The organism is Bacillus sp. C30, from assembly GCF_040838255.1.
GTDB classification, from domain to species: domain Bacteria; phylum Bacillota; class Bacilli; order Bacillales; family Bacillaceae_G; genus Bacillus_A; species Bacillus_A mycoides.
The window spans coordinates 1-8011 of record NZ_JBFPJH010000156.1 but is presented as its reverse complement, the minus strand read 5'-3'; the positions used below and the strand labels follow the sequence as shown (position 1 = coordinate 8011).

The 8011-nt window shown below is 33.9% G+C and carries 17 protein-coding genes; all 17 read right to left on the bottom strand.

The annotated features are described in order from the left end of the window. Positions 1–638: 638 nt before the first annotated feature. Positions 639–932 carry a hypothetical protein gene (locus AB3X49_RS14640; RefSeq protein WP_179862576.1) on the bottom strand — a complete coding sequence of 98 codons (294 nt, stop codon included), beginning with the start codon at positions 930–932 and terminating at the stop codon, positions 639–641. Between the two features lie 200 nt (positions 933–1132). Continuing rightward, positions 1133–1675, bottom strand: a complete 543-nt coding sequence (locus tag AB3X49_RS14635) for a site-specific integrase (protein ID WP_367962980.1) — start codon at positions 1673–1675, stop codon at positions 1133–1135. Beyond that, complete coding sequence (locus AB3X49_RS14630; protein ID WP_367962978.1) at positions 1672–2160, bottom strand: ArpU family phage packaging/lysis transcriptional regulator; 489 nt, start codon at positions 2158–2160, stop codon at positions 1672–1674. Before AB3X49_RS14630 ends, AB3X49_RS14635 begins: the two co-directional genes overlap by 4 nt. A 27-nt stretch (positions 2161–2187) precedes the next feature. Further along, entirely contained in the window at positions 2188–2358 is a 171-nt protein-coding gene (locus tag AB3X49_RS14625; protein WP_367962976.1) for a hypothetical protein, read from the bottom strand. 113 nt (positions 2359–2471) lie between these two features. Next, positions 2472–2594, bottom strand: coding sequence for a DUF3983 domain-containing protein (locus AB3X49_RS14620; protein WP_367962974.1), 123 nt, complete (start codon positions 2592–2594; stop codon positions 2472–2474). Between the two features lie 38 nt (positions 2595–2632). Beyond that, positions 2633–2989 carry a hypothetical protein gene (locus AB3X49_RS14615; protein WP_367962972.1) on the bottom strand — a complete coding sequence of 119 codons (357 nt, stop codon included), beginning with the start codon at positions 2987–2989 and terminating at the stop codon, positions 2633–2635. Between the two features lie 465 nt (positions 2990–3454). Then, positions 3455–3931 (bottom strand): hypothetical protein, encoded by a 477-nt coding sequence (locus AB3X49_RS14610; RefSeq protein ID WP_367962970.1) that lies wholly within the window; start codon positions 3929–3931, stop codon positions 3455–3457. Between the two features lie 3 nt (positions 3932–3934). Next, on the bottom strand, positions 3935–4450 hold the full coding sequence (locus AB3X49_RS14605) for a dUTP diphosphatase (protein ID WP_367962968.1): 516 nt from the start codon (positions 4448–4450) through the stop codon (positions 3935–3937). 20 nt (positions 4451–4470) lie between these two features. Then, the gene (locus AB3X49_RS14600; RefSeq protein ID WP_367962966.1) at positions 4471–4944 is read right to left on the bottom strand and encodes a sugar ABC transporter substrate-binding protein; all 474 of its coding nucleotides are present in this window, start codon (positions 4942–4944) and stop codon (positions 4471–4473) included. A 25-nt stretch (positions 4945–4969) separates the two neighbouring features. Next, positions 4970–5134: a DUF3954 domain-containing protein gene (locus tag AB3X49_RS14595; protein ID WP_000711470.1), complete on the bottom strand. Its 165-nt coding sequence runs from the start codon at positions 5132–5134 to the stop codon at positions 4970–4972. Between the two features lie 18 nt (positions 5135–5152). Beyond that, positions 5153–5512 (bottom strand): cell division protein SepF, encoded by a 360-nt coding sequence (locus tag AB3X49_RS14590; RefSeq protein WP_087949660.1) that lies wholly within the window; start codon positions 5510–5512, stop codon positions 5153–5155. Beyond that, positions 5505–5783, bottom strand: a complete 279-nt coding sequence (locus AB3X49_RS14585; protein ID WP_367962963.1) for an AbrB/MazE/SpoVT family DNA-binding domain-containing protein — start codon at positions 5781–5783, stop codon at positions 5505–5507. Before AB3X49_RS14585 ends, AB3X49_RS14590 begins: the two co-directional genes overlap by 8 nt. Before the next feature lie 3 nt (positions 5784–5786). After that, on the bottom strand, positions 5787–6764 hold the full coding sequence (locus AB3X49_RS14580; RefSeq protein WP_367962961.1) for a DnaD domain-containing protein: 978 nt from the start codon (positions 6762–6764) through the stop codon (positions 5787–5789). 129 nt (positions 6765–6893) lie between these two features. After that, positions 6894–7208: an RNA-binding protein gene (locus AB3X49_RS14575; RefSeq protein ID WP_367962983.1), complete on the bottom strand. Its 315-nt coding sequence runs from the start codon at positions 7206–7208 to the stop codon at positions 6894–6896. 61 nt (positions 7209–7269) lie between these two features. Beyond that, complete coding sequence (locus AB3X49_RS14570; RefSeq protein ID WP_367962959.1) at positions 7270–7425, bottom strand: DUF6906 family protein; 156 nt, start codon at positions 7423–7425, stop codon at positions 7270–7272. A gap of 72 nt (positions 7426–7497) precedes the next feature. Next, on the bottom strand, positions 7498–7656 hold the full coding sequence (locus AB3X49_RS14565) for a hypothetical protein (RefSeq protein WP_170957988.1): 159 nt from the start codon (positions 7654–7656) through the stop codon (positions 7498–7500). A gap of 38 nt (positions 7657–7694) precedes the next feature. Continuing rightward, positions 7695–7922, bottom strand: coding sequence for a helix-turn-helix domain-containing protein (locus AB3X49_RS14560; RefSeq protein WP_367962956.1), 228 nt, complete (start codon positions 7920–7922; stop codon positions 7695–7697). Between the last annotated feature and the right edge of the window lie 89 nt (positions 7923–8011).

Sequence of the window (8011 nt, the reverse complement as noted above, 5' to 3'; positions counted from 1 at the left end):
CACTCCCCTCCAGATAAGTGCCCTCTCGTAAAGAGGAATTGTAACTGTTCCCTATAAATGTATGATTCGTCATTCCGATTATGTCTGAAATTTGGTAAATCAAACAAAACTAATTAGTTTTTTGGTAACAATCTTTATCTATTGTACATATATTATCTTGAAATCCTTCTTGTCAAACTATTATTTATTTAGGACTCACTCTCATAACAATAATAGTAGACTATCAATTTCAAAAAACGAGTACTGCCTCTATCACCAATACTTGTTTTTTGACATAATGAAAGAACAACTGTAGACCAGCTATCTTTTCGTCAATTTCTTATGTTATTAATATAAACACAGTAAATGAAGTTTTATTCTTCTTCCAATTACCTAATGTTATTTACATTTATCTGCTCCGACGTTATTAAGTAACTGGAAGAAGAGCAAAGCTCTCCTTAGTAACGGTATCATTCAATCTTTACCATCTGCTGGTTTCAGATTTTTTGTTCCGTCATTACGAACCGTTTAGAATTTTAGAAACAACATAGTGAGTTGTGTTTTCCGCCACTTCTCACAATACAAATATATCACGTTGATTCCAAAACAACCGGCACATTTACTGCCAAAAAGCGGTCACGACTCTGCCACTTATTTTATTAATCATCAAATCCTTCTAATTTACCTGAACCCTTTAATTCAACAGAGTCATTTTCTACTCTTTTGACCATTACATTACCTGATAGCCCATTCATATACTCAGCAGAAAAAGTAATATTCAAATGTTCTTTGTTTCTAATCGCTTGAACGAAAGTATTGATTTGCTCTACTTCATCAACAGCTAAGCTCCAACTTATAGAATCCGTCTTATGTACATATAAATAAGCTCTATCAAATTGAATCTGTTCATTTAATCCTTGAACTAATAATTTGTTTACAATATAGGTCTTCATACTATCACCTCCTTATCATTCTATTCTAACAAATCACTCTATTAGATTAATAGTATGACTTACCCATATGTTCTATTGTGTGTAACTGACCCCTTCGCCAAATCCCTTACTATCATTGATTTCATTTAACTTTCTCTTTTGAGTTACACAGTACGAAATTTATGAGTAACTGTATAGATTTAAAAAGAAAAAAGCAATGATTAGATTTTAAACCTAGTCATTGCTTTATCCATTGCATCTTGATTTACACCTATATAACGTAATGTGACCTTCTCTGACGAATGATTGAATATCTCCATGAGTAATGCTATGTTCTTCGTCTGCATGTACATATGGTAACCATACGTTTTTCTTAATGTGTGTGTCCCTATTTCATCTAGTCCAAAATCTGCTGCAGCTCCACTTAATATCTTATATGCCATACTGCGACCAATTGGACGATTCTTTCCCTGTCTGCTTTTTAATAAGTACTCATCATCTTCTCTATTTTCATTGAACCAGCGAAGCTCTCTCTTTAGTGCTGCTGTAATCTGTATTCGTTTCTGCTTACCTGTCTTCATTTCACGCATTGAGATGTGACTACTTTTTAAATCTCCAACCTTTAGTTTTAAAATATCACTTATACGTAAACCTGTATTGATTCCCATTACAAACAAAATATAATTACGTTCACTCTTTTCTTTTAGATATTCCTTAATTTGTTGTATTTGCTCTGGATCACGTATTGGTTGAACAAAATTCATAGGTCATCACCTCCATATTGCTTTTCTGTCTCATAAACTTCTAATCTGAGAGCAAAAGCAAGCTTATAGAATGCTCTGGCTTTAACACGTCGATAAGTACGCTCGCTCATCCCGATTTCGTTATAAATCATATAATCACATACATCTTCATCTTCTAAATAACGCTTAATAATGATGTCTCTTTGATTCTTTCCTGCCACTCCATTTCCGAAACGGTTTAATGCCTGGTCAATACGAAATGACATCTTATCGAGCCATTCTTCCCGTTCACTTTGTTGTATATTTTCCATAGCAACATCTTCTAACGGCTTTCCGACATCGTATGTAGGACCATGATGCCTAACTTCATAAGAAGGAGTGACTTTCATTTCTTTACGAATCATTCCAAACTGTCTATATATACGTACACTTTCGAGAAGGCCTTCTAGTTTCTCTTGTGTTGCTGCTCTATCGATTTTTGGTAAGAAAGATAATTGTTTAGTCATGTAAGACCACTCCTTTTTATTTTTAAATTACTTTTGTCTTAAAGCTCCACGTCTACGCTCATAACGTGGTCCACGAATCCCCATTAAATCTTCAATGTCACGAGTGCTTAATTTCTCTTTTCGTTTTTTCTTGGTTTTCTTTTTCTCTTGCTCTGATTGCTTTTTCCACTCACGTAATTGATCTCTTAGCACCTTCATTTCCCCATCTCCCTTTACAAAATAAAGAGGACACCATTTCTTAAAACAGCTTTATTGCTGCTCTAAAAATTGGTGTCCTCTAGTTTTCTAGCCGGACTATATTCAGTTTCTTTTCACTTTAAAATACCAGCTTGTACAAAAATGTTTCTCCAAGCGCTTTTAACTCTATATTTTTCAAAGGATTTCGCACGTTGAGCAATAGCTTTTCTGGTTTTCTTTTTCTTTAATTTAGACATTTCTCCTAACCTCACTTTCTACTCAAAGGATTATTTTGTTAAGAATTAATTATTTCTTTAATTCTATTAAGCTTGTCTAAGTTGTTATCGTTTAGCGTTTCTCGGTCAATACCAATACTTGCTCGTCTACGTGTATTCATCGTTTCGATATAACAAGAGTGTTTATTTTCCTTATCCTTAGCAACCATCTGAATACCTTCAAAAGAAGCGTCACACACATACTTGGTGTCTTCAAATAGCTCTTTCCAATTTTCCTTTAAATACAATCCCATGTAATACTCTATATCCTCACCACACGAAACACTTAGCTCTACTTCAAACTGATCATCCATTGTTGCTACAAGAAAAATCATATAAGCTCTTATTTCAGTTAATTTACCGATGTTTTCTTTCATTTCTTTTCCTCCTCTGAATAAAACTCAATATCATTTTCTGAAAATTCATGTTATTATTTATTAATCGAGTACGTCATGACTCGTCAAGTACCACTACCCTTAGAAACCCCATGTATTTATGGGGTTTCTTTTATTTACATAAAATTGATATTTTGTATTTATAACCAATTTCTCACCCTTTTTTTGAATAAAACCTTAAATCTTGTACATACTGTGAATACCCATTTGATTAGTCATTTGTCATTTCATTTTTCTTTAATTTGAGCGGTTAGCTTTTGCTATCCGTCTCTTTTTTGGTTTAATTCACCTTTTTTGAAGATGGACATATGCTATAAAAAATTAACTTATTAAGAAAAGTCTGATTACAATAGTCTTTTCAAAAGATATCGAGGGCTCCTAGCTTTCGATATCTTTTTATTTGTTATTAACAAACACTTCCCTGACCTTATTAATAAAATTCAAATTTTAAAAGAATGCTAGTTGCCCATCAGGTCTTTCCAACAATGAAACACGTTCCTGCTCTATTGTTTCTTTAATTTCTTCTTGCTCTGCCGCTAATTCTTCAAAATTAGCAAACCAATGTATCGGAAAACATCCGCATAATTTTTTACGTTCACGATCATGCCAGAAGAAACAATGATTACCTTTAGGCTTTATAATGTAATCCTTAAGCGGTTTATTTTTATAACCTTTTGTTCGCCAAATCAGTTGCGCTCTATACAGTAACCCTTTATCTAAATTAGGCTTATTAACTTGTGGTTCTGGTGTCCAAACATCTTTTTCCACCACCTTAAATCTCTCTGCTGGGTAACATCCAAAATGCGATTCTTTACAATCAAATTTGCTGACAAAGTAATGATTGGGCTTTGCTGGGAATAAAAAATATTCTTCATTTATTCCCAGTAGCGCTGAATGGTCTACATCTATGCATATACCTTTCATTGCCTAATACCCGTTATTCTGGCGTTGATGGTTTACTTCGTTCTTCTTGTAATAGCCTTGTTCAATTTCTTCAAATGTGAACCCTAATTTCCTACCTAACCCTAAGAAGGAATATAGTAACTCTTCATACAGCTCAATATCTTGAGTTGCACGAAACTCTGATACAGCTTCATATACATTATTAAATTGATTGACTAGAGAATTTGATGCGTAAACTCTTGACTTAAGTTCCAACATTGCTAAGTTATAATTTTCAGGTTTAAATCCAATACCATTTCCGAATGATGCTATAAAGTGCAACCCGTCTACATATTCCATTAAGATGATTTCTTTTTCACTAGGACCTTTATTGCTCCAATGCTTAAAGCATCTTGTTTCATTTGCAAGCTCTCCAATTTCAACCTGTAAAGCAAGGATCATATTGTAAAATAAATTTTGCCCTTCCAATCCATGCTCCTTGACAATTCTTGTATCTAATACCTTTTGCATTCCGAATATTTTAGTTAAGTTCATTTTCATTGGCTCCCTCATTGATTTAATTAAGCAACTCTATTTTCTGTTTCTAGTAAACAATTAAGCATGTATTCTAAACCGAACTGATCCAGTATTAATGTTGCTAATTCAATTTGATGCCTTCCCAATCTGTTAGCTATATCCTCAATACTGAATCTTTTTTTCCATAAATCCTTAAAACGTTCTATATCGTCCTCGTTCCATATAAAATCTACTTCCTCCAAAGCAATATAGACGTATGGCGGTATTTCTTCTTTCTTTTTATTCCGAATACTCTTGTCGCCAATTTCTCCTAAACCCATTTTCCGATTATGGATTTTAAACTTATCAACTTGATCTACAATAAGTGCTGCTACTTCTATTTGCTTTCTTTTAAACCTTTTGGAAATCTCTAAAAGAGTACAGTTACTATTCCAAAGTTCTCGAAATTGGAATACCTCTCTTTGATCCCATAAAAAATCCATTTCTTCTAAAGCAACATGAACTTTAAAAGCCGACATTTCATACACTCCTTTTAAAAGCTAATTAATCTATCTTTTCATTAGAAGTAGTTTTGACATGCCCAACCTTGCCGTTAACCCAAATTACAATTTGCTCACCAAAACCGCTTTCTGGTGGATTAAATGAAAGGACTTCACCATTCTTTACCACAAGAAGTTTATTATTTGTAACATCAATCTCTTTTTTCATATGTCCATCTCCCTTTTACTACCGCATGTACTCGACAACATCAGGTTTAAATCCACTTCCTAAATATATTCGTACTGGAATTGCTTCTTTTTTATCTCTTGCTGCCTTACACAATTCTTCTGCTGTTTCCCAGTTAAAAAGCTTATCTACAGCTCTTTGAAATCTCCAAATCGCCATTGTATATTGTTCAAAGATGTCATAACGATCATCTTGTTTAGTTGTGCGTGGTAATTCATCCGTACCCTTTGCGTTTCTTGGAACTTGGACACGTACATCTGCATATGTAACGCGTCCAGTTCCTTTCTTAACATTGGCTTTCATTACATCGAACTCACAAATTGCTGGCTCTACATCGAAAATATTTAATTGCTTAGGCATGTACCTTCACACTCTTTTCAAGAATATCCAGTAACTCATTTGCGCCTTCCTTACTCAAAAACATTCGACCATCTAGCAACTCCAAGTTTGATTCGGAAACTTCACCCGTTACAAAGCATGACTTTTCTTGTTTTCTCAAAATGACGTTTTCCCCATCAACATGAAAGTCTAATGCTGTACCTTCAGCAATCCCCAAAGTTCTGCGTAACTCAACCGGAATTACTACACGCCCTAGCTCGTCCACTTTTCTTACTACACCTGTGTTTTTCATACCTTACTCCCCTTTAGTATTTTTATATTTATTTAATAGCTTATCTAAACGTTTTTGGTTATCTTCAGGATCATCACTTTGAGTTTGCTGTGGTTGTTGTGTTAGCTCAGGTTCTTCCTGCTCACGTAACCAATCAGGTACTATTTCTGTTCGGTTTCCGTAGCCTTTACCAGTACACTTTTTACTTTGTTGTTTTCTTCGGAATTCTGCTTGTGCTGCTTCTACATCTTGAATTGTTTTAAAGCCTTGTTGATGCCAATCTTTTAGAATTCCTTTTGTATAAGACCAATTACGTTTATTGTTTTCTAAAGTAATTTTCATTGCTTCAACTACTAACGATTGATTAAGATCATCTATCCATTGATTAATTTCTTCCCCCATGAATGGAGATATATGTCCGAAATTCTTCATATAAAAATCGATTGCGAGATTTTCTACTACTAGCGGTCCTTCTTTTTCTTTTTCTTGTTCTTGTTCTTTTTCTTCTTCTTCTTCTTCTTCTTCTTCTTCTTCTTGTCCCCGACTCGTGCCACGGTTCGGGGACGTATCGTTATACGAGTCGTGAATGAACGCTTCAATTAGTTTTTTTATGGATTTTTGCTCTATATGTTTGCAGATTGGAATTAACAAAGATATATTTTTCACTTCTTTTAATTCTTTCTTTAATAAATCCTCAACCGGTTTTCCAGCTTTTTTTAGGTTGTATTTCCCCCAATTAAAAATGACTAATTCTCTGGTTTCATTATCGTATTTTATTAGCTTGTGATAGTCTTCAAAACGTTGCATCAAAGCCTTTACAGTCTCATGTGAATACCCTGTTTCAAAAGCCATTTGTTTTTTTGTTATTTGATATACACCAATTTGTTTCGTTTGTGGATTAGTTAATAAATATAAGAAAAAGTACTTATCTTCTGGTGTAAAATCTTCTTGAACTTTCACATCATTCCAAAATGAAGTGTGTACTTGTCTAAATATCGCCATCTTTTTACCTCCTCGTACAAACAGCCACATATGCTTGTTTCATGAAAAATAAGCAATATGGTACAATAGTACTGCGTCATTTATTTTGCAAACCGTTCTAGGGGTAGGGCGGTTTGTTTTATTTCCCAACTAACTCACCTTCTCTGAAAGAGTCATGTAATGAGCTCTTTCCACCACATCCGCATTAACACCTTGACTCTTCAATCGTTGAATAATTCCTAAAATGTTCTTACGATCCCTTTCGCGTTCCACATCGTGCTTTTCTTTAGCGCGATAAAGTGCTGCAAGTTCCCTCCTTGCAAAGCGCGCTTCCTTTATCCACTTATGTAATAACTTTTCATCATGCTTCCTTAACGCTTCAATTTGTTTTTGTTCACAGTGTTGTAAAAACGAATCTAAGGTTTGTTTATTTTGTATATCCTTTTGTAAAACTGATGGTGTAATACTCATGATCCTATCTCCTTTCGTAACTATTCATTTGACCAATATTTGATTACTCCTAAACTTATAAACTTGGAATTATGCGTTTGGTATTTGTATAACGATGTACCAAGTACATTTGTCCATTCCATTTCTTAGAAACTAACCAATTCTCAGGGTTCAAACTGTAAGATTTTACGTGCATCTTTTCACGTTTGGTTAATTTTTTACCGTTTTTCATCAAATCACCACCCTTCAAGCTTGTCCATTTTCTATCCGACCTCATTGAGTACTCTCAATGTAGTTTTGAACATTAACTAGCTGCACTGTTTCTTGTGGTTTCCAATCCCTTTTTTATGACCTTAACTTCAACGCCATAAAATGACTCATATGCTTCCTTAAATACTTCTTCGATATTTTTTTCGCCGTAGGTTTCTTTGATTGTGAAGCCTTTATAAATAATTTCTGACATGGCTACCCCACCTCATATTCCCTTAGGGAACATTGTTGTTAAAAAAAATCGACTTGCTCTTCAAACAAATCAACTACATTCTCTTTTAATACATGCGCCATTCTAGATGCCAAGTTATATGATATTTTCTTTTTGTAATTATGATTATTAATTAGCTTATAACAATAACTGCAAGATATATCTAACTCATCTGCTAATTCTTGGTATTTATATCCTGATGCTTGAAATGCCATTTTTAGTCTCGTTTCATTGTTACTTACTTTCATGTAGTAACTCCTTTCTATACCTATTTACAATAACTTAACATTCCCTCAGGGAAATTTCAAGGTATTTTTTTCCTCGAATACTATAAATT

Excerpts from the sequence above, each read along its gene's own strand:
- AB3X49_RS14640 (WP_179862576.1), bottom strand. The coding sequence starts at position 932 with ATGAAGACCTATATTGTAAACAAATTATTAGTTCAAGGATTAAATGAA.
- AB3X49_RS14635 (WP_367962980.1), bottom strand. The coding sequence starts at position 1,675 with ATGAATTTTGTTCAACCAATACGTGATCCAGAGCAAATACAACAAATT.
- AB3X49_RS14630 (WP_367962978.1), bottom strand. The coding sequence starts at position 2,160 with ATGACTAAACAATTATCTTTCTTACCAAAAATCGATAGAGCAGCAACA.
- AB3X49_RS14625 (WP_367962976.1), bottom strand. The coding sequence starts at position 2,358 with ATGAAGGTGCTAAGAGATCAATTACGTGAGTGGAAAAAGCAATCAGAG.
- AB3X49_RS14620 (WP_367962974.1), bottom strand. The coding sequence starts at position 2,594 with ATGTCTAAATTAAAGAAAAAGAAAACCAGAAAAGCTATTGCTCAACGT.
- AB3X49_RS14615 (WP_367962972.1), bottom strand. The coding sequence starts at position 2,989 with ATGAAAGAAAACATCGGTAAATTAACTGAAATAAGAGCTTATATGATT.
- AB3X49_RS14610 (WP_367962970.1), bottom strand. The coding sequence starts at position 3,931 with ATGAAAGGTATATGCATAGATGTAGACCATTCAGCGCTACTGGGAATA.
- AB3X49_RS14605 (WP_367962968.1), bottom strand. The coding sequence starts at position 4,450 with ATGAAAATGAACTTAACTAAAATATTCGGAATGCAAAAGGTATTAGAT.
- AB3X49_RS14600 (WP_367962966.1), bottom strand. The coding sequence starts at position 4,944 with ATGTCGGCTTTTAAAGTTCATGTTGCTTTAGAAGAAATGGATTTTTTA.
- AB3X49_RS14595 (WP_000711470.1), bottom strand. The coding sequence starts at position 5,134 with ATGAAAAAAGAGATTGATGTTACAAATAATAAACTTCTTGTGGTAAAG.
- AB3X49_RS14590 (WP_087949660.1), bottom strand. The coding sequence starts at position 5,512 with ATGCCTAAGCAATTAAATATTTTCGATGTAGAGCCAGCAATTTGTGAG.
- AB3X49_RS14585 (WP_367962963.1), bottom strand. The coding sequence starts at position 5,783 with ATGAAAAACACAGGTGTAGTAAGAAAAGTGGACGAGCTAGGGCGTGTA.
- AB3X49_RS14580 (WP_367962961.1), bottom strand. The coding sequence starts at position 6,764 with ATGGCGATATTTAGACAAGTACACACTTCATTTTGGAATGATGTGAAA.
- AB3X49_RS14570 (WP_367962959.1), bottom strand. The coding sequence starts at position 7,425 with ATGAAAAACGGTAAAAAATTAACCAAACGTGAAAAGATGCACGTAAAA.
- AB3X49_RS14565 (WP_170957988.1), bottom strand. The coding sequence starts at position 7,656 with ATGTCAGAAATTATTTATAAAGGCTTCACAATCAAAGAAACCTACGGC.
- AB3X49_RS14560 (WP_367962956.1), bottom strand. The coding sequence starts at position 7,922 with ATGAAAGTAAGTAACAATGAAACGAGACTAAAAATGGCATTTCAAGCA.